26 protein-coding genes are annotated in these 23,036 nt (G+C 60.0%); 13 read left to right on the plus strand and 13 right to left on the minus strand.

Annotated features, from left to right (window positions below; all coding sequences use genetic code 11):
- Nucleotides 1–70: 70 nt before the first annotated feature.
- Entirely contained in the window at nt 71–1,282 is a 1,212-nt protein-coding gene (locus QMK52_RS26055; protein WP_003189906.1) for a pyridoxal phosphate-dependent aminotransferase, read from the plus strand.
- A gap of 304 nt (nt 1,283–1,586) precedes the next feature.
- Nucleotides 1,587–2,474, plus strand: a complete 888-nt coding sequence (htpX, locus tag QMK52_RS26060; RefSeq protein WP_005786451.1) for a protease HtpX — start codon at nt 1,587–1,589, stop codon at nt 2,472–2,474.
- Between the two features lie 57 nt (nt 2,475–2,531).
- Here htpX and QMK52_RS26065 read toward each other — a convergent pair whose 3' ends face one another.
- Nucleotides 2,532–3,188, minus strand: coding sequence for a thiopurine S-methyltransferase (locus QMK52_RS26065; protein ID WP_005786449.1), 657 nt, complete (start codon nt 3,186–3,188; stop codon nt 2,532–2,534).
- 104 nt (nt 3,189–3,292) lie between these two features.
- Between QMK52_RS26065 and QMK52_RS26070 the strand changes: the two genes are divergently transcribed.
- Nucleotides 3,293–4,060: a DODA-type extradiol aromatic ring-opening family dioxygenase gene (locus QMK52_RS26070; RefSeq protein ID WP_005786447.1), complete on the plus strand. Its 768-nt coding sequence runs from the start codon at nt 3,293–3,295 to the stop codon at nt 4,058–4,060.
- Nucleotides 4,061–4,149: 89 nt separating this feature from the next.
- Here QMK52_RS26070 and QMK52_RS26075 read toward each other — a convergent pair whose 3' ends face one another.
- Nucleotides 4,150–5,823 (minus strand): DEAD/DEAH box helicase, encoded by a 1,674-nt coding sequence (locus QMK52_RS26075; protein ID WP_005786445.1) that lies wholly within the window; start codon nt 5,821–5,823, stop codon nt 4,150–4,152.
- Nucleotides 5,824–6,245: 422 nt separating this feature from the next.
- On the opposite strand from QMK52_RS26075, the gene QMK52_RS26080 reads away from it, so the two are divergent.
- Entirely contained in the window at nt 6,246–7,037 is a 792-nt protein-coding gene (locus QMK52_RS26080; protein WP_005786443.1) for a crotonase/enoyl-CoA hydratase family protein, read from the plus strand.
- A gap of 55 nt (nt 7,038–7,092) precedes the next feature.
- On the opposite strand, the gene QMK52_RS26085 is transcribed toward QMK52_RS26080, so the two are convergent.
- Complete coding sequence (locus QMK52_RS26085) at nt 7,093–7,848, minus strand: spermidine synthase (protein ID WP_005786442.1); 756 nt, start codon at nt 7,846–7,848, stop codon at nt 7,093–7,095.
- A gap of 123 nt (nt 7,849–7,971) precedes the next feature.
- On the opposite strand from QMK52_RS26085, the gene QMK52_RS26090 reads away from it, so the two are divergent.
- Nucleotides 7,972–9,318 (plus strand): class II 3-deoxy-7-phosphoheptulonate synthase, encoded by a 1,347-nt coding sequence (locus QMK52_RS26090; protein WP_122732652.1) that lies wholly within the window; start codon nt 7,972–7,974, stop codon nt 9,316–9,318.
- Here QMK52_RS26090 and QMK52_RS26095 read toward each other — a convergent pair.
- Together QMK52_RS26095 and QMK52_RS26100 are read right to left on the minus strand one after the other, a co-directional pair.
- Entirely contained in the window at nt 9,308–10,528 is a 1,221-nt protein-coding gene (locus QMK52_RS26095) for a winged helix-turn-helix domain-containing protein (protein ID WP_320403652.1), read from the minus strand. The two genes, QMK52_RS26090 and QMK52_RS26095, sit on opposite strands and share 11 nt — an antisense overlap.
- 44 nt (nt 10,529–10,572) lie before the next feature.
- Complete coding sequence (locus QMK52_RS26100) at nt 10,573–10,779, minus strand: DUF1127 domain-containing protein (RefSeq protein ID WP_005786437.1); 207 nt, start codon at nt 10,777–10,779, stop codon at nt 10,573–10,575.
- 70 nt (nt 10,780–10,849) lie between these two features.
- Between QMK52_RS26100 and QMK52_RS26105 the strand changes: the two genes are divergently transcribed.
- A complete protein-coding gene (locus tag QMK52_RS26105; protein ID WP_005786436.1) occupies nt 10,850–11,731 on the plus strand; it encodes a LysR family transcriptional regulator in 882 nt (293 codons plus the stop codon).
- Here the strand turns inward: QMK52_RS26105 and QMK52_RS26110 are convergent.
- Complete coding sequence (locus QMK52_RS26110) at nt 11,721–12,470, minus strand: sulfite exporter TauE/SafE family protein (protein WP_005786435.1); 750 nt, start codon at nt 12,468–12,470, stop codon at nt 11,721–11,723. The two genes, QMK52_RS26105 and QMK52_RS26110, sit on opposite strands and share 11 nt — an antisense overlap.
- 106 nt (nt 12,471–12,576) lie before the next feature.
- Between QMK52_RS26110 and QMK52_RS26115 the strand changes: the two genes are divergently transcribed.
- From QMK52_RS26115 to QMK52_RS26125, 3 genes are all read left to right on the plus strand, one after another.
- On the plus strand, nt 12,577–13,527 hold the full coding sequence (locus QMK52_RS26115) for a LysR family transcriptional regulator (RefSeq protein ID WP_005786433.1): 951 nt from the start codon (nt 12,577–12,579) through the stop codon (nt 13,525–13,527).
- 80 nt (nt 13,528–13,607) lie between these two features.
- Nucleotides 13,608–14,060 (plus strand): MarR family winged helix-turn-helix transcriptional regulator, encoded by a 453-nt coding sequence (locus QMK52_RS26120; protein WP_005786431.1) that lies wholly within the window; start codon nt 13,608–13,610, stop codon nt 14,058–14,060.
- 168 nt (nt 14,061–14,228) lie between these two features.
- Nucleotides 14,229–14,648, plus strand: a complete 420-nt coding sequence (locus QMK52_RS26125) for an organic hydroperoxide resistance protein (protein ID WP_005786430.1) — start codon at nt 14,229–14,231, stop codon at nt 14,646–14,648.
- 65 nt (nt 14,649–14,713) lie between these two features.
- On the opposite strand, the gene QMK52_RS26130 is transcribed toward QMK52_RS26125, so the two are convergent.
- Nucleotides 14,714–15,286 (minus strand): elongation factor P, encoded by a 573-nt coding sequence (locus QMK52_RS26130; RefSeq protein ID WP_003172723.1) that lies wholly within the window; start codon nt 15,284–15,286, stop codon nt 14,714–14,716.
- A 49-nt stretch (nt 15,287–15,335) separates the two neighbouring features.
- Nucleotides 15,336–16,469 carry an elongation factor P maturation arginine rhamnosyltransferase EarP gene (gene earP, locus QMK52_RS26135; protein ID WP_148852298.1) on the minus strand — a complete coding sequence of 378 codons (1,134 nt, stop codon included), beginning with the start codon at nt 16,467–16,469 and terminating at the stop codon, nt 15,336–15,338.
- A gap of 132 nt (nt 16,470–16,601) precedes the next feature.
- Here earP and QMK52_RS26140 point away from each other — a divergent pair, with 132 nt between their 5' ends.
- Nucleotides 16,602–16,970, plus strand: coding sequence for a hypothetical protein (locus tag QMK52_RS26140; protein ID WP_005786426.1), 369 nt, complete (start codon nt 16,602–16,604; stop codon nt 16,968–16,970).
- Between the two features lie 5 nt (nt 16,971–16,975).
- On the plus strand, nt 16,976–17,458 hold the full coding sequence (locus QMK52_RS26145) for a GreA/GreB family elongation factor (RefSeq protein WP_005786425.1): 483 nt from the start codon (nt 16,976–16,978) through the stop codon (nt 17,456–17,458).
- A 5-nt stretch (nt 17,459–17,463) separates the two neighbouring features.
- On the opposite strand, the gene cysB is transcribed toward QMK52_RS26145, so the two are convergent.
- From cysB to QMK52_RS26170, 5 genes are all read right to left on the minus strand, one after another.
- Nucleotides 17,464–18,438 carry an HTH-type transcriptional regulator CysB gene (gene cysB / locus QMK52_RS26150; RefSeq protein ID WP_005786423.1) on the minus strand — a complete coding sequence of 325 codons (975 nt, stop codon included), beginning with the start codon at nt 18,436–18,438 and terminating at the stop codon, nt 17,464–17,466.
- Between the two features lie 103 nt (nt 18,439–18,541).
- Entirely contained in the window at nt 18,542–19,042 is a 501-nt protein-coding gene (locus tag QMK52_RS26155) for a universal stress protein (protein ID WP_005786422.1), read from the minus strand.
- A gap of 48 nt (nt 19,043–19,090) precedes the next feature.
- The gene (locus QMK52_RS26160; RefSeq protein WP_005786420.1) at nt 19,091–20,008 is read right to left on the minus strand and encodes a 5'-nucleotidase; all 918 of its coding nucleotides are present in this window, start codon (nt 20,006–20,008) and stop codon (nt 19,091–19,093) included.
- Nucleotides 20,009–20,023: 15 nt separating this feature from the next.
- The gene (locus tag QMK52_RS26165; protein WP_005786419.1) at nt 20,024–20,986 is read right to left on the minus strand and encodes a putative 2-dehydropantoate 2-reductase; all 963 of its coding nucleotides are present in this window, start codon (nt 20,984–20,986) and stop codon (nt 20,024–20,026) included.
- On the minus strand, nt 20,983–21,369 hold the full coding sequence (locus QMK52_RS26170; RefSeq protein WP_005786417.1) for a hypothetical protein: 387 nt from the start codon (nt 21,367–21,369) through the stop codon (nt 20,983–20,985). Before QMK52_RS26170 ends, QMK52_RS26165 begins: the two co-directional genes overlap by 4 nt.
- Here QMK52_RS26170 and QMK52_RS26175 point away from each other — a divergent pair.
- Both QMK52_RS26175 and QMK52_RS26180 read left to right on the plus strand, forming a co-directional pair.
- Nucleotides 21,368–21,802 carry a PilZ domain-containing protein gene (locus QMK52_RS26175; RefSeq protein ID WP_005786415.1) on the plus strand — a complete coding sequence of 145 codons (435 nt, stop codon included), beginning with the start codon at nt 21,368–21,370 and terminating at the stop codon, nt 21,800–21,802. The genes QMK52_RS26170 and QMK52_RS26175 overlap by 2 nt on opposite strands.
- Before the next feature lie 130 nt (nt 21,803–21,932).
- Nucleotides 21,933–23,009: a 3-deoxy-7-phosphoheptulonate synthase gene (locus QMK52_RS26180; protein WP_005786414.1), complete on the plus strand. Its 1,077-nt coding sequence runs from the start codon at nt 21,933–21,935 to the stop codon at nt 23,007–23,009.
- Nucleotides 23,010–23,036: the final 27 nt, after the last annotated feature.

The raw sequence follows: 23,036 nt of genomic DNA on the forward strand, positions 1-23,036 counted from the left end.
AACCGCGCAGGATTCACCCTACGGTAGTGCCTACGCCGTCTGAATCGTTCATTTTCAGGATCACATCGCCATGCAGGTCAGCAAATCGAACAAGCTCGCCAACGTCTGCTACGACATTCGCGGCCCAGTGCTCAAGCACGCCAAGCGCCTGGAAGAGGAAGGCCATCGCATCCTCAAGTTGAACATTGGCAACCCGGCGCCGTTTGGTTTCGAAGCGCCGGACGAAATCCTCCAGGACGTGATCCGCAACCTGCCGACCGCCCAAGGCTACAGCGACTCCAAGGGCCTGTTCAGTGCACGCAAGGCGGTAATGCAGTACTACCAGCAGAAGCAGGTCGAAGGTGTCGGCATCGAGGACATCTACCTGGGCAACGGCGTGTCCGAGCTGATCGTGATGTCGATGCAGGCGCTGCTCAACAATGGCGATGAAGTGCTGGTGCCGGCACCGGACTATCCGCTCTGGACCGCTGCCGTGACCCTGGCTGGCGGCCATCCGGTGCATTACCTGTGTGATGAAGGTGCCGACTGGTTTCCGGACCTGGCCGACATCAAGGCCAAGATCACCCCCAACACCAAGGCCCTGGTGATCATCAATCCGAACAACCCTACCGGCGCCGTGTACTCCAAGGAAGTGCTGCTGGGCATGCTTGAACTGGCACGCCAGCACAACCTGGTAGTGTTCTCCGACGAGATCTACGACAAGATCCTCTACGATGACGCCGTTCACATATGCACCGCCTCCCTGGCTCCGGACCTGCTGTGCCTGACCTTCAACGGCCTGTCCAAGTCGTATCGCGTGGCGGGCTTCCGCTCCGGATGGATCGCCATTTCCGGCCCCAAGCATAATGCCCAGAGCTACATCGAAGGTATCGACATGCTGGCCAACATGCGCCTGTGTGCCAACGTGCCGAGCCAGCACGCCATCCAGACCGCCCTCGGCGGCTACCAGAGCATCAATGACCTGATCTTGCCCCAGGGTCGCCTGCTGGAGCAGCGCAACCGCACCTGGGAGTTGCTCAACGCGATCCCCGGTGTGAGCTGTGTGAAGCCTATGGGCGCGTTGTATGCGTTCCCGCGGATCGACCCGAAAGTCTGCCCGATTCTCAACGACGAGAAGTTCGTGCTCGACCTGCTACTGTCGGAAAAGCTGCTGGTGGTTCAGGGCACTGCGTTCAACTGGCCATGGCCGGATCACTTCCGCGTGGTGACTTTGCCACGTGTGGATGACCTGGAAATGGCCATCGGTCGCATCGGCAACTTCCTGAAGTCCTATCGCCAGTAAGGACATTGACGCTGTACGACTCACATTGGGTCGTACAGCGATTATCTGGCAACACTTCTTTCTCGCTTACGTGCGGTGGTAGTTCACTCAGCCCCTGCCCGAGGCGTGCCCCCTATAATCACGGGGCGGCAAGGCAAACTCACGCCGGTCATGGCCGACAATACAGGTCGGAAAATCCCTTCAGGGCCTTACGTTCACGCTGTAGGACACAGTTTGAAATAGTCGCTCGGTTGAATCACCCCATGCGGCACCTTATATACCCCGCAGTACGCGACATATTAAGCATGAGGAGAACCCTACAACCATGATGCGCATCCTGCTGTTCTTGGCCACTAACCTGGCGGTCGTGCTGATTGCCAGCATCACCCTGAGCCTGTTCGGCTTCAACGGGTTCATGGCGGCCAACGGGGTTGACCTGAACCTCAATCAGCTGTTGGTATTCTGTGCGGTCTTTGGTTTTGCCGGCTCGCTGTTTTCGCTGTTCATCTCCAAGTGGATGGCGAAGATGAGTACCAGCACCCAGGTCATCACTCAACCTCGCACTCGCCATGAACAATGGCTGATGCAAACCGTGGAGCAGCTATCTCAAGAAGCAGGCATCAAAATGCCCGAAGTGGGGATTTTCCCTGCCTATGAGGCCAACGCCTTCGCCACCGGCTGGAACAAGAACGACGCGCTGGTGGCCGTAAGCCAGGGCCTGCTGGAGCGTTTTTCGCCCGATGAAGTCAAGGCGGTGCTGGCCCACGAGATCGGTCACGTGGCCAACGGCGACATGGTCACCCTCGCGCTGGTACAAGGCGTAGTGAACACCTTCGTGATGTTCTTTGCGCGGATCATCGGCAACTTTGTCGACAAGGTCATCTTCAAGAACGAAGAAGGTCGCGGCATTGCCTACTTCGTGGCGACCATCTTCGCCGAGTTGGTGCTGGGCTTCCTGGCCAGCGCGATCACCATGTGGTTCTCGCGCAAACGCGAGTTCCGCGCAGATGAAGCCGGCGCACGCCTGGCGGGCACCAGCGCAATGATCGGCGCGCTGCAACGCTTGCGCTCCGAACAGGGCCTGCCAGTGCATATGCCGGACAGCCTGACGGCCTTTGGCATCAACGGTGGCATCAAACAGGGCATGGCTCGCCTGTTCATGAGCCACCCGCCGCTGGAAGAGCGGATCGACGCACTGCGTCGTCGGGGCTGATAACCCAGGCAAGACAAAAAAGGGGCGATTGAATCGCCCCTTTTTCGTGGGCGTGATTTACCGCCTGGTCAGCCGATAAACACGCTCATCAAGCCGAGTAACGCCGTCCGCCTTGAATTTGCTGCTTTCACTCAAAATGTCCCGCTCTTGCAGCGTAACCACATTCCAGTGCGGGCCCAGCAGCGACTGCACTTCCTCATCCGGGACAGCGAAAGGCGGGCCAGCCCTTTGTACCTGGTCGTAGTCGACAGTGATCAACAACCCCTCACAGACGGGGGCCAGCAGGGTATCGAGATGCTCGGTGTATCGCGAGCGCATTGGCTGCGGCAAGGCGATCAGTGCCGCGCGGTCATACAGCGCCGTGCAATCAGCCAAGGCACTTGCGTCAAGGGCGAAGAAGTCACCGCACCACACCTCGACCAGGCCCGCCTGATACACCTTGAACACGCCTCTATGATCGATCTGCGGCGTAAGCCCCTGCTCGCTGAAGAACGCCTCAACGGCTTGATCAGACACCTCCACACCCATCACGCGATGCCCGCGATCCGCCAACCACTTCATGTCCAGGCTCTTGCCACACAAAGGCACGAAAACCCTGGCACCATCAGCCAGGGCCAACGCTGACCAATGCCGCTGCAAGTAAGGATTAACGTCGGACTGATGAAAACCGATCTGATTGGTTGCCCAGCGTTCCTGCCAAATTTTTGCGTCCATGCATCACCTTGAAAAAATCGATCAAAAGACACTAAATCTTATATTAGATCTCGATTAATGATCTGAATGAAGATAGCCCCATATTAATCTTCAGGGCCCCTCTTATGTTCCCCAGCCTGTTTATCTCCCATGGCTCTCCGATGCTGGCCCTGCAACCCGGTGCCAGCGGCCCGGCGCTGCAGGCCCTGGCAGCCGCGTTGCCACGGCCCAAGGCGATTGTGGTGGTATCGGCGCATTGGGAAAGCCACGAGTTACTGGTGAGTGGCAGCGCCGCGCCCGAAACCTGGCACGACTTCGGCGGCTTCCCTCGCGAACTGTTTGCGGTGCAATACCCTGCGCCGGGTGATCCACAGCTGGCAAATGAAATTGTCGAGTTATTGCAGGCTGACGGCCTGACTGCACGCGTCGACAACCAACAGCCCTTCGACCATGGCACCTGGGTGCCCCTGTCGCTGATGTACCCGGCGGCGGATATTCCGGTGGTGCAAGTCTCCCTGCCAAGCCGCATGGGCCCGGCTTTTCAAACCCGGGTTGGACACGCCCTCTGCAGCCTGCGCGATCAAGGTGTGCTACTGATCGGCTCCGGCAGCATCACCCATAATCTCAGTGAGCTGGACTGGCGCGCCGGGCCGGAAACCATCACGCCATGGGCGCTAGCCTTTCGCGACTGGGTGGTCGAAAAACTCGCTGCCGGTGACGAAACAGCCTTGCATGACTATCGCCTCCTGGCGCCCCATGCAGTGCGCAGCCACCCCAGCGACGAGCATTTGTTGCCGCTGTACTTTGCGCGGGGTGCCGGAGGTGATTTCAGCGTGGCGCATCAGGGCTTCACCCTCGGCGCCTTGGGCATGGACATCTACCGCTTTGGCTAACGCAGATGCACAGCCTGAAATCCCAGGCAAAAAAAATCCCCGAACCAGTCGGGGGTTTTTTATGTGCGATCAATCAGCCCAGAGGCGGATCAATCTTCGCGGTAGCGACGCAGTTTGAGCTGCTTACCGGCAACGCGAGTGTCTTTGAGCTTGGCCAGCAGTTTTTCCAGGCCATCTTCCGGCAGCTCCACCAGGGAGAAGCTGTCACGTACCTGGATGCGACCGATGGCTTCACGCGCCAGGCCACCCTCGTTGAGGATAGCGCCCAGCAGGTTCTTGGCAGCGATACCGTCACGCGCACCCAGCGCGGTACGGCAACGAGCACGACCTTCAGCCAATGGAACCGGAGCACGACGCTCACGATCACCACGCTCTGGACGGTCGCCGGAACGCTCTGGACGATCACCGCGCGGGGCGTTGTTCGGGACCAGTGGGCGCTCTTTCTCGATGGCAGCCAGGGTCAGGGCTTGACCATTGGTCGCTTTGCGCAGCAGGGCTGCAGCCAGGGCACGCGGGGTGCAACCGATATCGGCGGTCAGGCGGTCCAGCAGGTCGCCGTGGGTCGATTCAGCATCAGCCACCAATGGCGCCAGGCTGTTGGTCAATTTCTTGATGCGTGCATCAAGAACGGCCTGGGCATCCGGCAGGCGTACTTCGGCAACTTTCTGACCGGTGACACGCTCGATCACTTGCAGCATGCGGCGCTCGCGCGGAGTCACCAGCAGCAGTGCACGACCTTCGCGACCCGCACGGCCGGTACGGCCGATACGGTGAACGTAGGACTCTGGATCGTACGGCATGTCAACGTTGAACACGTGGGTGATACGTGGAACGTCGAGGCCACGAGCAGCAACGTCGGTCGCCACAACGATGTCCAGACGGCCATCCTTGAGGGAGTCGATCACGCGCTCACGTTGGTTCTGGGCGATGTCACCGTTCAGCGCAGCGGCTTTGTAGCCTTTGGCTTCCAGGGCACTGGCCAGGTCCAGGGTCGCTTGCTTGGTGCGCACGAACATGATCAGGGCGTCGAAGTCTTCGACTTCCAGCAGGCTCAATACAGCCGAGGTCTTCTGGTCAGCGTGAACCAACAGGTGAGCCTGTTCGATCGCGGTAACGGTCTGGGTCTTGGTCTGGATCTTCACGTGTTGCGGATCGCGCAGGTGGCGTTCGGCAATGGCACGGATCGACTGCGGCAGGGTGGCCGAGAACAATACGGTCTGACGGGTCGGTGGCAGCGCCTTGAAGATGACTTCCAGGTCATCCATGAAGCCCAGCTTCAACATTTCGTCAGCTTCGTCCAGAACCAGGTGGTTCACGGTCGACAGGACTTTTTCGTCACGACGCAGGTGGTCGCACAGACGGCCCGGGGTGGCGACAACGATCTGTGCGCCGTTACGGATAGCCTTGAGTTGTGGGCCCATCGGCGCGCCGCCGTAAACGGCCACAACGGTTACGCCTGGCATTTGCTTGGCGTAGGTTTCAAAAGCGGTTGCTACTTGCAGCGCCAACTCTCGGGTTGGCGCCAGGATCAGGGCTTGCGGCTCGCGCTTGGCAGGATCGATACAATGCAAAATAGGCAGGGCGAACGCGGCGGTTTTACCGGTACCGGTTTGCGCCTGGCCAATCATGTCCTGGCCGGCCATGATGATCGGGATCGATTGCTGCTGAATAGCCGAAGGTTCTTCGTAGCCAGTCGCGATGACAGCGGCGAGAATGTTCGGGTTAAGATTAAAAGCGGCGAAGCCGCCGGTTTCCTGGGTCATGGGTCTGCCTCTAAGTGCATCCGCAAAGACCCATGCTCCAAAGCTGCGCATGCCGTGTTGAGACTCAAGAGTCGCCCTGGCTGCTTTGTCGGCGGGGATTTGCGAAAACGAATGAATGAAAAAGATTCGTCAAGGGAGAGTCCGCTGTGCGGACGTGCAGCCGAAGCTGACTTCGGGGAATTGCGCTACCTAAACGCGGCCCGGTTAAAGGCCGGCGCGCACTATACCGGAAATAGCTGAAAAAGGGAGCTTTTTTTATCGCAGCGCACTGATAAACCGCGCTGCGTCGCGGGCTTTGCAGATCTGTGCGCCAGGGTCTATTTTTCAAAGGCCCGGCCCTGCTGGTCATCAAGCTTAAACGGTTCACCCACCCACTCAGGCCCTTCGGTCTGAAACCCTACCCGCGCCCGAGGGCACACCCGATGAAACAAGCCAGCAGTAGCCGCGTCAGCCGTGCACTTGAGGGCCATGTTCTGTTGCTGGGCCTGGACCGCGTGGCCAAGCGCAATGCCTTCGACCTGGATTTACTCAATGAGCTGAGCCTGGCCTATGGCGAATTTGATCGAAACGATGACGCCCGGGTGGCCGTGGTATTTGCCCACGGCGATCACTTCACGGCGGGGCTGGACCTGGCCAATGTCAGCGGCGTGATGGCGGGCGGCTGGCAACCGCCGCTCGGCGGATGCGATCCCTGGGGCGTATTCGCAGGGCCCAGGGTCAGCAAACCGGTGATCGTCGCGGCCCAGGGCTACTGCCTGACCATTGGTATCGAGTTGATGCTGGCGGCGGATATCAACCTCTGCGCCAGCAATACACGCTTTGCACAGATGGAAGTGCAACGTGGGATCTTTCCGTTTGGCGGCGCAACAATGCGCTTGCACCAGATCGCGGGCTGGGGCAATGCGATGCGCTGGCTGCTTACCGGAGACGAGTTCGACGCCCATGAAGCCCTGCGCCTGGGCCTGGTACAGGAAGTAATGGCCAGTGAAGACCTGTTGCCCCGCGCCATCGAACTGGCCAACCGCATTGCTCGTCAGGCGCCGCTTGGCGTGCAGGCGACGCTGATGTCGGCGCGTCTGGCGCGTATGGAAGGCGAAGCTGTCGCCGCCGCCGCCCTGCCGCCCATGGTGGATAAATTGCTCAACAGCGAGGATGCCAAGGAAGGCGTGCGGGCGATGATCGAGAAGCGGCCGGGGGTGTTCAAGGGGATTTGAGTTGGTAATACCGACGCCATCGGGGGCAAGCTCCCGATGGCGACGGAGCACACAACTAGGTTGCCGGCCGAATAGCCTTGATCAACGGCTGCAACGAGTACCCCAATCGCGGCGCCAAGGCTTCGGCGCGGGCTGACAGGGCATCGAGGTCCAGTTCCTGATCCAGCTCGGAAGGCACCAGCAGAATCACATTGCCCTCCTTCACCGGCAGCTCCCAGTAGTGTCGGTGATACAACCCACGCAGCAATGCCGCGCCCAGCGGTTTACCATCATCGGTGGCCCACTGATTGATCACCAGCCAGCCGCCGGGGTTGAGTTTCTTCTGGCAGCTTTCCAGAAAGGTCCAGGCCAGATGCCCCACACCGGGGCCGACATCGGTGTAGAGGTCGACGAAGATCAGGTCGGCCGATTCAGCGGTATCGAGCAATTGCAGGGCGTCCCCCACGCGAATGTACAAGCGCGGGTCGTCATCGAGCCCCAGGTATTCGATGGCCAGGCGCGGTACATCAGGGCGCAGTTCAATGGCCTCGACGTCTTCCAGCGGCAGAAACCTGAGGCATGCCTGGGTCAACGTGCCCGCCCCTAAACCGAGGAACAACGCGCTCTCCGGCTGCTCATGGCACAGCGCACCGATCAACATGGCGCGGGTGTAGTCATACTCCAACCAGCTCGGATCGGCGGTGAACACGCAGCTTTGCTCGATGGCGTCGCCGAATTCGAGAAAGCGGTAATCGGCTACTTCGAGCACACGGATCATGCCGAAATCATCATGGACTTCGGCCAGCAGGCGCTCGACACGCTCCTCGGTCATCACTACTCCTAAGGGGTTTACCGCTTGGCAAAGGCGCGATTGTCGGCCAACCGGCAGCAACAGGTCACGCACTAATTGCTGATAACATCAGCGTCATCCGTCAATCACCCAATCGAGTTCATGATGAGCCAACCCTGGAGCCCCGACAGCTGGCGCGCCCTGCCGATCCAGCAACAACCCCAGTATCCGGACGCTGCACACCTGTTGCAGGTGGAGCAGAACCTGGCCAGCTACCCGCCGCTGGTGTTTGCCGGGGAAGCCCGTGAGTTGCGTCGCCAGTTTGCCGAAGTGACCCAGGGCCGCGCTTTCCTCCTGCAAGGTGGCGATTGTGCCGAGAGTTTTGCCGAGTTCTCCGCGGCAAAAATCCGCGACACCTTCAAGGTGCTGCTGCAGATGGCGATTGTCATGACCTTCGCCGCCGGTTGCCCGGTGGTGAAAGTCGGACGCATGGCCGGCCAGTTTGCCAAGCCGCGCTCGTCCAACGATGAGACCATCGACGGCATCACCCTGCCCGCCTACCGTGGCGACATCGTCAACGGCATCGGCTTCGATGAAAAAAGCCGTGTGCCGGACCCGGACCGCCTGTTGCAGTCCTACCACCAGTCCACCGCCACCCTCAACCTGCTGCGCGCGTTTGCCCAAGGGGGGTTCGCCGACCTGCACCAGGTGCACAAGTGGAACCTGGACTTTATCGCCAACTCCGCACTGGCCGAGAAGTACAGCCAACTGGCAGACCGCATCGACGAGACCCTGGCCTTCATGCGCGCCTGTGGCATGGACAGCTCGCCGCAATTGCGCGAAACCAGCTTCTTCACCGCCCACGAAGCGTTGCTGCTCAACTATGAACAAGCCTTCGTGCGTCGCGACAGCCTGACCAACGACTACTACGACTGCTCGGCCCATATGCTGTGGATCGGCGACCGTACACGCCAGTTGGACGGCGCCCACGTCGAATTCCTGCGCGGGGTGAACAACCCGATCGGCGTGAAAGTCGGGCCGAGCATGAACCCGGACGATCTGATCCGCCTGATTGATATCCTTAACCCGGACAATGACCCTGGTCGCCTCAACCTGATTGCGCGCATGGGCGCAGGCAAGGTCGGCGACCACTTGCCCAACCTGATCCGCGCCGTGCAGCGCGAGGGCAAGCAGGTGCTGTGGAGCTCCGATCCGATGCACGGCAACACCATCAAGGCCAGCAGCGGCTACAAGACCCGCGACTTTGCGCAAATCCTCGGCGAAGTGAAGGAGTTCTTTCAGGTGCACCACGCCGAAGGCAGCTACGCCGGCGGCATTCATATCGAGATGACCGGGCAGAACGTCACCGAATGCATCGGCGGCGCACGGCCGATTACCGAAGACGGGCTATCGGACCGCTATCACACCCATTGCGACCCACGGATGAATGCCGATCAGTCGCTGGAGCTGGCGTTTCTGATTGCCGAGACCTTGAAACAGGTCAAACGCTGATCAACATCGCCGCCCTTAATCGGGCGGCATCGGGTCGCTGGCAATTGAGCTGGACCTGCTCCAGCCCCAGCCAGGCGGCCATTTGCCGCAGGTTGAAGGCCAGCGCCAACATGCCTTCGTCGTCCAGCCCCGAGTCCTCTTCGTGCACTGCATGCACCGCCAGCCGCCCATGGACACGCTCGGCCCGCAGGTCGACGCGCGCAGCGATCCGCTCATTGTGCAAAAACGGCAGCACGTAGTAGCCATACACCCGCTTGTCTTGCGGGGTGTAGATCTCCAGTCGATAGCGGAAATCGAACAAGCGCTCGGTGCGGCTGCGCTCCCATATCAATGAATCGAACGGTGACAGCAAGGCACTCGCCGGCACTTTGCGTGGCACTTTGGGCTCCGGCAGACAGTACGCTGGTTGCTTAAAGCCTTGCACCTGGCACGTCAGCAACTGCCCGTCCTCGACCAGTTCGGCCAAGCGCGGGCGGCTGTCCGCGGGGTCGAGGCGGAAATAATCGCGCAGGTCCTTTTCGGTGGCGATACCCAGCGCCGTCGCGCTATGCAAAAGCAAGCCGCGCTGGGCTTGAGCCTCGCTCACGGACGTTTGAAGAATCTCGCCCGGGATCACACGCTCCGGCAAATCATATAGCCGCTCAAAACCCCGGCGCCCAGCGACGGTGACCAAACCGGCGGCGAACAGCCATTCCAGTGCGTGCTTCTCATCACTCCAATCCCACCAGGGCCCGGCACGCTCCTCTCGGGTCGACAAACTGCCCGCACCCAAGGCGCCCTGTTGCTCGACGCTGTGCAACACACGCTGGATAGTCGCCTGCTGCTCACGGCCAAAACGCGCCATCTGCGCATAGATGCCCTGCCCTTGCCTGGCCCGCTCCATGCGCCAGCGCATCAGCGGGTACATCGCCATCGGCAACAGCGACGCCTCATGCCCCCAATACTCGAACAATGAACGCCGCCTCCCCTGGCTCCAGGCTGCTTGCTCAAGGAGCAACGGGGTGTACTGGCCCAGGCGGGAGAACAACGGCAGGTAGTGGGAACGCACCAATGCGTTGACCGAGTCGATCTGTATAACGCCCAGGCGTTCGATCAGCCGGTTGAGGTGCGCAGCTTTTATCTGGGCAGGCGCTTGGCGCCCCGAGAAACCCTGGGCGGCCAGCGCCATGCGTCGAGCTTGCTTGAGTGAAAAGGACAGGTCGGCGGGCATGGCAATCTCCATAAAAGCTCGCCCCTACCCTACTGCATCCTGGCTTACTTTCGCAGCGGGTCTTCCCAGAAATGCCGATGGCTTTCCTGCTCGACGTCGGCGCGGTTGAGCCCAATATCTTTGAGTGCGTCATCGCTCAAGGTCGCCAGCAAGTTGCGCTCCTGATGCAATAACTGCCAACGCGCAAACCTGTGGAACAGCTCGGCAAACGCCCCTTTATTCAGCAATACAGAACCTTTCTGGCCTTTCATCTACTCGCCCTCCAGTGGGGATGACGAAAGTGTGTGCCTGCCGCTATGATCAATCCAACGAATGTTTCTTATGCAATACATCTCGGAGATTGATCCATTGTCCGGTTACCCGAGTATCGACACTGACGTGCTACGCACCTTCGTGGCCATTGCCGACCAAGGTGGCTTTACCCGCGCCGGTGAGCTGGTCAACCGCACTCAATCGGCGGTGAGCATGCAGATGAAACGCCTGGAGGAGGATGTGTTGCAGCGCAAGCTGTTCGAGCGTGATGGCCGACAGGTGCGGCTTACGCCCGAAGGCCAAGTGCTGCTGGGGTACGCGCGGCGCATCCTGAAACTGCACAGCGAGGTGTTCAATACCCTGCGCGAGCCACACATGGTGGGGCTGGTACGCATCGGCACGCCGGATGACTACGTGATGCGTTTTCTGCCGGGGATCCTAAAGCAGTTTTCCAAAGCTTACCCACTGATTCAGCTTGAGATGCACTGCGAGGCGTCGTCTGTATTGATGCAACGGCGGGACCTGGCGCTGACCGTCATCAGCCGCGAGCCCGGTAATGATATCGGTGAGTTGTTGCGCACTGAACGCATGGTGTGGGCTGCGTCACCGTGCTTCTGTGTCGATGAGCACGATGCCCTGCCACTGGCGATTTCCGGCGATGACTGCCTGTACACCCATTGGGCACGCGCCGCACTGGATGCGGCCGGACGGGATTATCGCCTGGCCTATCACAGCTCCAACGGCGCGGCGATCCAGGCGGTGGTCAGTGCTGGCCTGGCGGCGATGGTCAGCATGGAAAGCCTGATCACCGACGACCTGCGAGTGCTTGGCAGCGAAGAAGGCTTTCCCCCGCTGCCGTCGATGAATCTGCGCTTGCTACGCAACCCGCAGATGACGTCGCCGATCACGGAATGCCTGGCGGAGTACATCGTTGAAGGCTTCAAACTTTAAAGGTCAACATCACCGCGCACACCACTAAAAAGCCACAGAACAGGCCGCGCAACAGGCGCTCCGGCATGGCGTGCGCGACTTTCACACCCCAACTGATACTGAGCAGGCCACCTACCGCCAGTGGCAGGCCGATCATCCAGTCCACCTCGTGGTGCCAGGCATAAGTGACCAGAGTCACGCTGGTGCTGGGCAGCGCCAAGGCCAACGATAAGCCTTGGGCAACCACTTGGGTGGTGCCGAACACACTGGTGAGTACCGGCGTGGCGACCACCGCGCCACCCACGCCGAACAATCCGCCCATGGAGCCGGACGCCGCGCCCAATACACCAAGCCACGGCCATGAATAGCGCATCTGCGTCGTGGGCGGCGCGTTGCGGGTGAACATGCGCAGCAGGTTGTAGGCCGACAGCGCCACCAGGAACGCAATAAAGCCGATACGCATTGCGCCCGCATCCAGCCCCACCGCCCAGATAGATCCCAGCCAGGCAAAGCAGAATCCCATCACGCCCAATGGCAAGGCGTGACGCAACTCGATGCGATTACGCTGGTGATAGCGCCACAGGGCAAGCATCACGTTGGGCACCACCATGACCAAGGCGGTGCCCTGGGCGATCTGCTGATCCAGGCCGAACAGCACGCCCAGCACCGGGATAGCAATCAGCCCTCCGCCAATGCCAAACAGCCCACCCACCGTGCCCAGGGCCGCGCCCAATATCAGGTACATCACTAAATCCAACACCGCGCTACTCCGTCATCCCAAGTCTTGCATGCTACGCAGTCGGCTCTAGCGCGGAAACGCACAGCAACGCACAATGGCTATGCCAATCTCGCACAAGCGCTAGCCAATGAACCCCAATACCCTCACCGAACAACTGGGCCTGTTTCTGGACGTATTGGAAACCGGCAGCTTTTCCGCCGCCGCACGGCGCCATCCGCTGACGCCCTCCGCGGTGGCTAGGCGTATCGACAGCCTGGAAAGCTCAGTGGGCAGCCAGCTGTTCCAGCGCAGCACCCATGCGGTGCTGCCGACACCGGCGGGTTTGGCCTTTGCCGAACGGGCCCGGCGGATCGTCAGTGAGTTGCAACTGGCGCGGGCGGAAGCAGTGTCCCTGAGCCACGCGCCGGAAGGCTTGATCCGGGTGGATGCACCTGCGGCATTCGGTCGACGGCACCTGGCACCGGTGATTGCGGATTTTTTGAACGTGTACCCGGGCCTGGACGTGCATCTGCACCTGATCGACAGCTTTGTCGATATGCAGGGCGCACATCTGGGCAAGGTCGACCTGGTGCTGCGTGCCGGGCATATCGTAGACACGCGGTTGATCGCTACCCCGCTGGCGAGCATCGTGCGTATCGCCTGTGCCAGCCCGGCCTATTTGAAGAGCCGCGGCACACCGACCCATCCTCGGGAACTGAGCGAGCATGACGGCCTTGACTGGGATGGCCTGGCGCCAATGTTTGCCTGGCGCTTTGAGCATGACGGGCGTCGCACCACTTATCGTCCGCGGCGTATCCGCCTGAGCGCCAACAACGCTGAGGCCCTGCTCAGCGGTGCGCTGGCGGGGCTGGGCATCGCGCATTTGCCTACCTGGCTTGCCAGTGAATACCTGGTACGCGGTGAGCTGCTGCCGCTGTTTTGTGAAAACGGCCTGCCCAGCCCGGAGACCGCCGGCATTTATGCGCTGCGCCTGGAACAACAACCCAACGCCCGTAGCCGATTACTCCTTGAATACCTCAAGTCGCGCTTCAGCCCAGTGCCGCCTTGGGATTTGGCCTTGCAAAGCGGCCTGATCTGACCCGCCTGGCAAAATTACCTGGCGCATTAAAGATTTGCCCGCTAGATTCCAGCGCAGACACGCTTTTACGAGGCACCCCAATGAGTAAAAACCCTGATCCCTGCCAATCGCTGCTGCTGGACAATCAGCTGTGCTTCGCCTTGCATTCCACCTCGTTGCTGATGACAAAGGTGTACAAACCCTTGCTCCAGGCGCTCGGCCTGACCTACCCGCAGTACTTGGCCATGATGGTGCTGTGGGAAGAGGATGGTTTGACCGTCAGCGAAATCAGCAGCCGCCTGCTGACGGACCCCGGTTCACTCACGCCATTACTCAAACGCCTGGAAGCCGAGGGCCTGCTTAGCCGCACCCGTAGCCGCGAAGATGAGCGGGTGGTGGTGGTAGAGCTGACCGACGCCGGGCGTGCCTTGCAGGGCAAGGCCAAGGATGTGCCCCAATGCATCCTGGGCGCCAGCGGGATGCAGCTTGCGCAATTGCGCAAGCTGCAAGCCGACCTGATCGCGTTGCGCGGCAATCTGCAAAGCGCTATTTAGAAAACAGCAAATCACTTTAATGTGGGAAGGGCGGTGCGCCCCTCCCACATTAAATTTCAGCCAGTCAAAAACATTTAGCTTGCGCGCAAAACATTAGCGCTATACATTGGCCCTGCCAACTAATTAGCGCGCAAACATTTAGCGCTACCAACCAAAGAGGAACGCCCCATGCAAACGCTCTATACCGCAGTAGCCACCGCCACTGGCGGCCGTGATGGTCGCGCTGTTTCCAGCGACAACATCCTCGACGTCAAACTCTCCACCCCCAAGGAATTGGGCGGTGCTGGTGGCCAGGCTACCAACCCGGAGCAACTGTTCGCCGCGGGCTACTCCGCTTGCTTCATCGGGGCGCTGAAATTTGTCGCCAGCCAGACCAAACGCAAAATCCCGGATGACGCCTCTATCACCGCCCACGTTGGCATCGGTCAGATCCCCGGCGGTTTCGGCCTGGACATCGACCTGCACGTCAGCCTGCCGGGCCTGGCCCAGGAGGATGCGCAAAGCCTGGTCGACGCCGCCCACCAGGTATGCCCTTATTCCAACGCCACCCGTGGCAACGTGGATGTGCGCTTGCATGTAACAGTCTGATAAACAGACGCCCACAAAAAAGCCCGACACCAGGTCGGGCTTTTTGCGTACCGGCGGGGCCAGAATTACTTCTTGGCGCGACCTTTGTACGAACCACCTTCGCGGGTGTCGATCTCGATCAGGTCGTCGATTTCGATGAAATCGGCCACTTGCAGTTCGGTACCGTTGCTCAGCTTGGCAGGCTTCATCACCTTGCCCGAAGTGTCGCCGCGAGCGGAACCTTCGGTGTAGGCAACCTTACGCACGATGGTAGTCGGCAGCTCTACGGACACCAGGCGCTCTTCGAAGAAAATCGCTTCGCAGACGTCTTCCATGCCTTCTTCGATGAACGGCAGAACGGCTTCGATATCTTCAGCGTTCAGCTCGTACATGGTGTAGTCGGTGGTGTCCATGAACGTGTAGGTGTCGCCGCTGATGAAGGACAGGGTCGCTTCCTTGCGGTCGAGGATCACGTCGTCCAGTTTGTCGTCAGCGCTGTAGACGATCTCGGTCTTGTAACCGGTCAGCAGGTTCTTCAGCTTGGTCTTCATGATTGCGCTGTTACGACCAGACTTGGTGAACTCAGCTTTCTGAACCAGCCAAGGGTCGTTTTCGAGACGGATCACTGTACCGGGTTTCAGTTCTTTACCAGTTTTCATTGCATATATCCGAAATTTGGATGGGATTTACAAAAATCAAGGTGGCGTATCATATCCAACTTTCATAAAACTGTACCAGCGCCGTCGCAAGATCGGCCTGCAAGCCTTGTTCCAGACACCAGTTCTGCGCGTGCTCATTCACCTCGGGCCAGTGTTCCAGCAGCATTTTCCAGGACTGTGCCATGTCGCCATCAGCGTTCCAGGCTTGCCAAAGCGCAAAGACAGCCGCTTTGGCGGCAGGCGAGAGTGCAGCGGTGTACAACTCAAGGAAGGCATCCAGTTTGTCCAGGTGGATGTCTTCATCCTGGCGGTAGATATGCCACAGCAACGGCCTCCCCGCCCATTGGGCGCGCACGAAGGAATCCTCACCGCGCACGGCGTTGAACTCGCAACACCACAGCAAATGGTCATATTGCTCCTGGCGCATGAATGCAATGACCTGCACCGTCAGCGCCCCGCGTACCTGGATGTCTCCCGCCGACAGGCTGGTCACGCCCAACCAGCGTTGCACATCCCCCAGAATTCGCCCTTCCGGCACCAGCAAGTGAGTCGCACGCCCATCCTTGGCGAGCACGTCCAGCCAACCGGCCAGCCCAGGATTCTCATAGGCAAACAATGAGATCAATCGTGCCCCGCCCGCAGGAGACACGCCCAGGCTCTGCAGGAATTGTCGTTGCGCAACGTCATCCTGCTGAAAAGCCTGGCGTCGCTCCACCAACCCGGCTTCACGCAGCAAACCACCGGTACCAGGACGAAAGCCGGGGAAGAAAAAGTACTTCTGCACCCCCTTGAACTTCACCGAAGGCAGGCGATGACAACCCACCACCCAGTCTTCTGCGCTGAGGTAATCCAGGTTCATCCACAACGGCGGACGCTCACGCTCGGCCATGCGCTCCATGTAGTGCGGCGGCAGCTGGCAGGCGAATGCAGCAATCACCACATCGGCCGACTGCGCGCCCGGCCATTCGGCCGGCCAGTGCCGCACCTCTACGCCCTCTTGCCATTGCTGGTCCATCTGCACATCAATGTGCGGGCACATGCGCTCGAACGCCCGCAGGTCATCGACCCACAAGCGCACCTCACAACCATGCTCCGCCACCAACTGTCGGGCCAGGCGCCAGGTCACGCCGATGTCGCCGTAGTTGTCGACGACGCTGCAAAAAATATCCCAGCGGGCTTTCATTCCGGGCTCCATCGTCCAAAGGCTCGATTGTCCGCATAAATGCGCTGATGCAGAAGGCTTGATCGCGATTATTCTGCACGGCGGCTGTGCGACAATCGGCACCACGCCGTCAATGTCTGCCAGGAGGCCATCATGTCCGACCGTCAGCTGTCACTGTTCAAGCTGTGCATCGCCATTGCCGCAGGCGTGTGGCTGGGGTTTATCGCCATTGCGCTGACCGCCTGGCTGGCAACTCGCTATCTGTTTCCCCAAAGCCTGGCACCCGTGGCCCAGGCGGTTCAGCAGTTGGGCGAGCCGGCCGCAGTTGTGCCGCAGCCACCGAACCGCATGTTCGAACAGTATCAACAAAACCTGCAAAAGCAGGAACAACAACAGGCCCTGGACCAGGCCCGCAGTAATGCGCGCAACCTGTCCAACCCCAAATGCCAGTTCTGGCTGCAACAGGACCAGAACGCCCCCAGTGAAAAGACTCGGGCCAATGTCCTGCAATTTTGCGATTGAAGATCATGAATAAACACGCCGTCCTCCAGTTGATCCTGGAAAAACTCACCGCCGACCTCGATATTGCCCAACGCGCCGCGCAGACCGCTTACGAAACCGCGACCCACGAAGAAAACATCGCCGAGAACAAATACGACACCCTGGGGTTGGAGGCGTCATACCTCGCGGCCGGGCAGGCCAAGCGGGTCGAGGAGATCAAGCAATCGCTGACGCTGTGCCAGAACCTTCAGTTGCGAGGGTACGATGAACAACGCGGGATAGAAGTCGGGGCGCTGTTGGGCCTGGAAGACGAGAACGGTCGCCAGCAATGGCTATTTTTGGCGCCGGATGCGGCAGGGTTGAAAGTCGATGTGGTCGGGCAACCGGTGACCGTCATCACCCCGCGCTCGCCCCTGGGCAAAAGCCTATTGGGCAAGTTTGAAGGGGATGAGGTGGAGATTCTAGTGGCAGGCGCTCGGCAACACTTTATGGTTACCGAGGCCCGATAAATCACTCAGTGGACGGGTAATTCAACACCGTCGAACAAATCTTCCAGCTCTTGCTTGTTGTGGCACTGGATCGCCTTGGCCATGACTTCGCGGGTCAGGTGCGGTGCGAATTTCTCGATGAAATCGCACATGAACCCCCGCAGGAAGGTGCCGCGACGGAAGCCGATCTTGGTCACGCTCGACTCGAACAATTCGCTGGCATCCAGCACCACCAGGTCTTTGTCGAGGTTGGTGTCGACCGCCATCTTGGCGACGATCCCGACGCCCAGGCCCAGGCGAACGTAAGTTTTGATCACGTCAGCATCTGCAGCGGTGAACACCACTTTTGGCGTGAGGCCACGGTGGCTGAACGCTTCGTCGAGCTTGGAGCGGCCGGTAAAACCAAACACGTACGTCACGATTGGGTATTCAGCCAAAGCTTCCAAGGTCAGCTTCGGCAGCTTGGCCAGCGGGTGGCCTTGGGGCACCACTACGCAGCGGTTCCAGCGGTAGCACGGCATCATCACCAGGTCGCCGAACAGCTCCAGGGCCTCGGTGGCGATGGCAAAATCGACGGTGCCATCAGCGGCCATCTCGGCGATCTGCATCGGCGAGCCCTGGTGCATGTGCAGGGCGACGTCCGGGTATTGCTTGATGAAATCGCGAATCACCGGCGGCAATGCATAACGCGCCTGGGTGTGGGTGGTGGCGATCGAGAGGGTGCCCTTTTTTTCGTTGGAGAATTCCTGGGCGATCTGCTTGATGCTCTCGACTTTACGCAAGATCTCGCCAGCGGTGGTGATGATCCGCTCGCCAGCCGGGGTGACGCGGGTCAGGTGCTTGCCACTGCGAGCGAACACTTCGACGCCCAACTCGTCTTCGAGCAGGCGGATCTGCTTGCTGATACCGGGTTGCGAGGTGTAAAGGCTTTGAGCGGTAGCGGAAACGTTGAGGTCGTGGTGCGCCACTTCCCAGATGTAGCGCAGTTGTTGAAGCTTCATATCAATCCCTCAAAGCAGATAGACGCCACGGGTATCAGCGACGATATATAACTATATTAAAGGTTAGACAGATAAATCTAGAACTTTTTATCGTTTTTACCGATCAGCTATCTTCGCTGCGTCTACGCTGCAGCGACGGCACCAGATAAACCGGCACCGGAGACAGCTGCAACACGCGAGCAGCGGTGCGCCCCAAGGGCACGGCCACGCCGGTTGCCTGGCTATGACTCCCTACGATCAGCAAGTCGACGGAAAGTTTTCGCAGTTGGTCGAGAATCACCTCGCAGGTATCCCCTTGGATCACCCTGACCGAACGAATCAATTGCAGGTCCTGCTCCCCTTCCCCCAACTCATCGCGAAAGCCGTCCAATACGCGCTGTTCGATGGTCGCCATGACCGTGCTCAACCCCTGGCTCTGCCATTCGCTCAGCGCCTTCTCATCAAGGTAGCTCTGTAATACTGATTCGGCGAACAACCCGATGGGCTCGACCACATGGATCACATACAGGTCAGCCTTGAACGTTCGCGCCAACGCCAGCGCATGTTGCATCACGTACGGCGCATACAGACCCAGGTCCGTGGCATACAACATCGAACGAATCATAGAACCTCCTGGACTGCCAGGATGGCGGAGATTGAATGAGCTTAGCAGCTAGCTCTCGGTCTGGATTCTCAACTCGTTACTGATGCCATGGGGCACATGCCCGGTGGCCACCACCTCCCTGGCTTTCTCGCAATGCCCGGCCTGGTCATCAAAAAATACATCGGCCGCAAAGGCCTCCAGGAAGGCGGATTTTTCCAGCCCACCGAGAAACAGCGACTCGTCCAGGCGGATATCCCACTCACGCAGCGTACGAATCACACGCTCATGGGACGGCGCCGAACGTGCAGTGACCAGCGCCGTGCGGATCGGGCAGGCGTCATCGGCAAACTCGCGCTGCAACAGGTTGAGCGCCGCCAGGAAGCCTTTGAACGGGCCGCCGTGCAACGGCTGGCGCGCCGACTCCCGCTCACTGGCCTGAAAGGCTTCCAGCCCGCCAGCCTGGTAGACACGCTCGGACTCGTCGGAGAACAACACTGCGTCGCCGTCGAATGCGATGCGCAGTTCTTCGCTCGAAGCCCGGCGCGCACCGCCCGACAGAATCGTCGCCGCGGCAAAACCGGCATCCAGGGCGCTGCGCACATCTTCAGCATGGGTGGAGAGAAACAGATGACAACCGAAGGCAGCCAAATAAGGATAGGGACTACGCCCGCCGACGAAAGCGGCGCGCGAAATGTCCAGGCCGTAATGCTGGATCGAGTTGAACACCCGCAACCCGGTATCGGCACTGTTGCGCGACACCAGCACCACCTCAACCCGCGCACGGCCCAGGCTGGCATTCAGGCTCAGCAGCTTTTTGACCAGCGGGAAGGCATCGCCGGGCTCGAGGGTTTCTTCCTCGTGTTCGATCTGGTATTTGCGGTAAGCCTCAACACCTTCAGCCAGGTAGACCTTGTGACTGTCACTGAGGTCGAACAGCGCCCGCGAGGAAATCGCCAGCACCAGCTTGTCACCCAACCCCTTTGCCATGGTGTCTCCCCCCAATCAGCGATTGTGCCGATCAATAAAACTCAAGGCCTGGTACAGCGCCTGCATACGCGGCAGCTCGCAACCGGCCGCCCTCGCAGCGGCCAGGGGCCGGGCGTAGATCGCCGCCAATTCCAATGGGCGCTTATGCACGTGATCGTGATACATGCTGGGCAAGTAATCGTCCATGGTTTCGGTCATGGCAAACATCTGCCCTGCGTAGCTGACGGGAATTTCATGGCCGCAGGCACGGGCGCCTTGCACCACTTCGGCCATCAAGGCCTGGATCAATTCGCGGCTGGACTCATCCGCCATCATGGCCTTGGTTCCCGTGCCCAACAACACAGACAGGCCGTTATACGGCACGTTCCACACCAGTTTATGCCAGCGCGCCTGATGCACGTTGGCCATGGCCTGGGACTCGATGCCGGCCCGGTGAAACAGCCCCGCGCCCTCTTCGACAATTGCCTTTTGCTGCGCCTCATCGTTGGCAGCCGTACCGCTGTGATACCCCAGGTTGACCCGGCCCAGTGCCTGATGCTCGACCACACCCGGAGCGGACCGGTACACGCCGATGTAGCACAGCCCGCCGAGCAGGTGCAGCGACGCTGGCAAATGTTCACGCAGACTGTCCTCTACATCCAGGCCGTTTTGCAGCAGCACCACCTTGGCATCCGGCGCCGCGACCTGGGCGATAGTCGGCGCCAGGTCCACGTTGCCGGTGGATTTGGTGCCCACCAACAGCCAGTCGCATGAAGGCATGTCGGCGGCGCAGGCATAGGCCTGAACCGGATGCAGGTGCAACGGGCCATGCACCGTGCTGTTGACGTGCAGGCCCTTTTGACTAACCGCTGCATATTCGCTGCGCAACAGGAAATGCACATCGAAGCCAGCACGCGCCAGCATCAAGCCGTAGTAACCACCAATGGCACCCGTGCCAATAATGCCAATGCGTGGCGACGGGGATGAAAGGGCTGTCATGGCAAATCCTCTGGTGTGCGTGTGAGCGCCTGGTTTACACATTTGGCGAGGTCGGATGCCGTAAGCCGTGTCTGTAATTGCCCGAGGAACTGACCCTCGCACACCAGGAACAACGCCGGCAAATGAAAGATCTGGTAGCGTTCGACTGCACCGCCATTGTGCCCGGCATCAACCCAGCACACGCGGTCCACCGGCAGCGGCCAGCTCGGCAGTTGCTGGCGTGCCCAACGGCAACTGGAGCAGCCGACACTGGTAAACACTACCAGCGAAATACCTGGCAATCCCAGCAATTGCTGGTCAATATCCAGGTCGGTCAATTCCAGTTCCTTCACTATACTGCTGCCACTGCCGTCAACCGGACGGCGCTCGGAGTCCGTGTACATGGGTCGTTTTTTACCTCACCCTGATGATGTCGCTGTCGAGTTGATCCAACGTCCCTCTCCTGCCCTGCCCCGTCAACGCCTGCACACTATCGGCCGCGGCGGCGTCGCCTGCAATTGGCCGCGAGCCTGGCGCCCAGGCACGGCGGTCGACCTGCATATCCCCTCCTTGGGGCCCAGCGCCCGTTATCCGGGCTATGTAGCCTGGTGCCGCAAAGGCGAAAACGCTTATCGCGTCGGTATTTGCTTTACCGATGAGCACGCCTTGTTCGGTGCGCGAATGGGCGAGCAAGTGTGCCAGATCGAACGTTACTGCCGCCTGCACGAAAACACCGAGCCAACACCTGCGCAACTGGAAGCCATGGCCCGTGACTGGGTGTCGCGCCACGCCGCCGAGTTCTCCCATGAGGCCGTTGTGCAATCGGCGCTGGATTAAACCGGGCTTTGCCCATTGTCGCGGGCCCGTGTTACGCGCTAAGGTTCCTCCCCCCTGTATTCAAATCATGCTGTGCCCGCCGCACGGGGATGGCTGGCGGCCGGCACCCGTGACCCTGGCGAGTAACACGATGGCTGATTTACCGATCAATGACCTTAACGTCGAATCCAACGAGACCCTGATCACACCCGATCAGCTCAAGCGCGAAATCCCCCTGAGCGACGCTGCCCTGCAGACCGTCACCAAGGGTCGCGAAGTCATCCGTGACATTCTCGACGGCACCGACCACCGTCTTTTCGTGGTGATCGGGCCTTGCTCGATCCACGACCTCAAGGCTGCCCACGAATACGCCGAGCGTCTCAAGGTGCTGGCCGCTGAAGTGTCCGACACCCTGTACCTGGTGATGCGCGTCTATTTCGAGAAACCGCGTACCACCGTCGGCTGGAAAGGCTTGATCAACGACCCGTACCTGGACGACTCGTTCAAGATCCAGGACGGCTTGCACATCGGGCGCAAACTGTTGCTGGACCTGGCTGAAATGGGCCTGCCTACCGCCACCGAAGCGCTGGACCCGATCTCCCCGCAGTATCTGCAGGACCTGATCAGTTGGTCGGCCATCGGCGCACGCACCACCGAATCGCAAACCCACCGCGAAATGGCGTCCGGCCTGTCTTCGGCCGTAGGCTTCAAGAACGGCACCGACGGCGGCCTGACCGTGGCGATCAATGCCTTGCAATCGGTCTCCAGCCCTCACCGTTTCCTGGGTATCAACCAGGAAGGTGGCGTCTCCATCGTCACCACCAAGGGCAACGCCTACGGTCACGTAGTGCTGCGCGGTGGCAACGGCAAGCCCAACTACGATTCGGTCAGTGTCGCACTGTGCGAACAGGCGCTGAACAAAGCCAAGATCAAGCCAAACATCATGGTTGACTGCAGCCACGCCAACTCCAACAAGGACCCGGCCTTGCAGCCACTGGTGATGGAAAACGTCGCCAACCAGATCCTGGAAGGCAACCAGTCGATCATCGGCTTGATGGTCGAAAGCCATTTGAACTGGGGTTGCCAGGCAATTCCAAAGGATCTGGCCGATTTGCAGTACGGCGTGTCGATTACCGATGCCTGCATCGACTGGGCGGCTACCGAAACCACCCTGCGCAGCATGCACGCCAAGCTCAAGGACGTGTTGCCCAAGCGCAAACGCAGCTGAACCACGCATTTTTTCTGGATCAGACGC

This window comes from Pseudomonas sp. P9_2, from assembly GCF_034008255.1.
Classification (GTDB): Bacteria; Pseudomonadota; Gammaproteobacteria; order Pseudomonadales; family Pseudomonadaceae; genus Aquipseudomonas; species Aquipseudomonas synxantha_A.

Bases quoted from the DNA above. Each gene is read 5' to 3' on its own strand.
- QMK52_RS26055 (WP_003189906.1), top strand. From the start codon at position 71: ATGCAGGTCAGCAAATCGAACAAGCTCGCCAACGTCTGCTACGACATT.
- htpX (WP_005786451.1), top strand. From the start codon at position 1,587: ATGATGCGCATCCTGCTGTTCTTGGCCACTAACCTGGCGGTCGTGCTG.
- QMK52_RS26065 (WP_005786449.1), bottom strand. From the start codon at position 3,188: ATGGACGCAAAAATTTGGCAGGAACGCTGGGCAACCAATCAGATCGGT.
- QMK52_RS26070 (WP_005786447.1), top strand. From the start codon at position 3,293: ATGTTCCCCAGCCTGTTTATCTCCCATGGCTCTCCGATGCTGGCCCTG.
- QMK52_RS26075 (WP_005786445.1), bottom strand. From the start codon at position 5,823: ATGACCCAGGAAACCGGCGGCTTCGCCGCTTTTAATCTTAACCCGAAC.
- QMK52_RS26080 (WP_005786443.1), top strand. From the start codon at position 6,246: ATGAAACAAGCCAGCAGTAGCCGCGTCAGCCGTGCACTTGAGGGCCAT.
- QMK52_RS26085 (WP_005786442.1), bottom strand. From the start codon at position 7,848: ATGACCGAGGAGCGTGTCGAGCGCCTGCTGGCCGAAGTCCATGATGAT.
- QMK52_RS26090 (WP_122732652.1), top strand. From the start codon at position 7,972: ATGAGCCAACCCTGGAGCCCCGACAGCTGGCGCGCCCTGCCGATCCAG.
- QMK52_RS26095 (WP_320403652.1), bottom strand. From the start codon at position 10,528: ATGCCCGCCGACCTGTCCTTTTCACTCAAGCAAGCTCGACGCATGGCG.
- QMK52_RS26100 (WP_005786437.1), bottom strand. From the start codon at position 10,779: ATGAAAGGCCAGAAAGGTTCTGTATTGCTGAATAAAGGGGCGTTTGCC.
- QMK52_RS26105 (WP_005786436.1), top strand. From the start codon at position 10,850: ATGCAATACATCTCGGAGATTGATCCATTGTCCGGTTACCCGAGTATC.
- QMK52_RS26115 (WP_005786433.1), top strand. From the start codon at position 12,577: ATGAACCCCAATACCCTCACCGAACAACTGGGCCTGTTTCTGGACGTA.
- QMK52_RS26120 (WP_005786431.1), top strand. From the start codon at position 13,608: ATGAGTAAAAACCCTGATCCCTGCCAATCGCTGCTGCTGGACAATCAG.
- QMK52_RS26125 (WP_005786430.1), top strand. From the start codon at position 14,229: ATGCAAACGCTCTATACCGCAGTAGCCACCGCCACTGGCGGCCGTGAT.
- QMK52_RS26130 (WP_003172723.1), bottom strand. From the start codon at position 15,286: ATGAAAACTGGTAAAGAACTGAAACCCGGTACAGTGATCCGTCTCGAA.
- earP (WP_148852298.1), bottom strand. From the start codon at position 16,469: ATGAAAGCCCGCTGGGATATTTTTTGCAGCGTCGTCGACAACTACGGC.
- QMK52_RS26140 (WP_005786426.1), top strand. From the start codon at position 16,602: ATGTCCGACCGTCAGCTGTCACTGTTCAAGCTGTGCATCGCCATTGCC.
- QMK52_RS26145 (WP_005786425.1), top strand. From the start codon at position 16,976: ATGAATAAACACGCCGTCCTCCAGTTGATCCTGGAAAAACTCACCGCC.
- cysB (WP_005786423.1), bottom strand. From the start codon at position 18,438: ATGAAGCTTCAACAACTGCGCTACATCTGGGAAGTGGCGCACCACGAC.
- QMK52_RS26155 (WP_005786422.1), bottom strand. From the start codon at position 19,042: ATGATTCGTTCGATGTTGTATGCCACGGACCTGGGTCTGTATGCGCCG.
- QMK52_RS26160 (WP_005786420.1), bottom strand. From the start codon at position 20,008: ATGGCAAAGGGGTTGGGTGACAAGCTGGTGCTGGCGATTTCCTCGCGG.
- QMK52_RS26165 (WP_005786419.1), bottom strand. From the start codon at position 20,986: ATGACAGCCCTTTCATCCCCGTCGCCACGCATTGGCATTATTGGCACG.
- QMK52_RS26175 (WP_005786415.1), top strand. From the start codon at position 21,368: ATGGGTCGTTTTTTACCTCACCCTGATGATGTCGCTGTCGAGTTGATC.
- QMK52_RS26170 (WP_005786417.1), bottom strand. From the start codon at position 21,369: ATGTACACGGACTCCGAGCGCCGTCCGGTTGACGGCAGTGGCAGCAGT.
- QMK52_RS26180 (WP_005786414.1), top strand. From the start codon at position 21,933: ATGGCTGATTTACCGATCAATGACCTTAACGTCGAATCCAACGAGACC.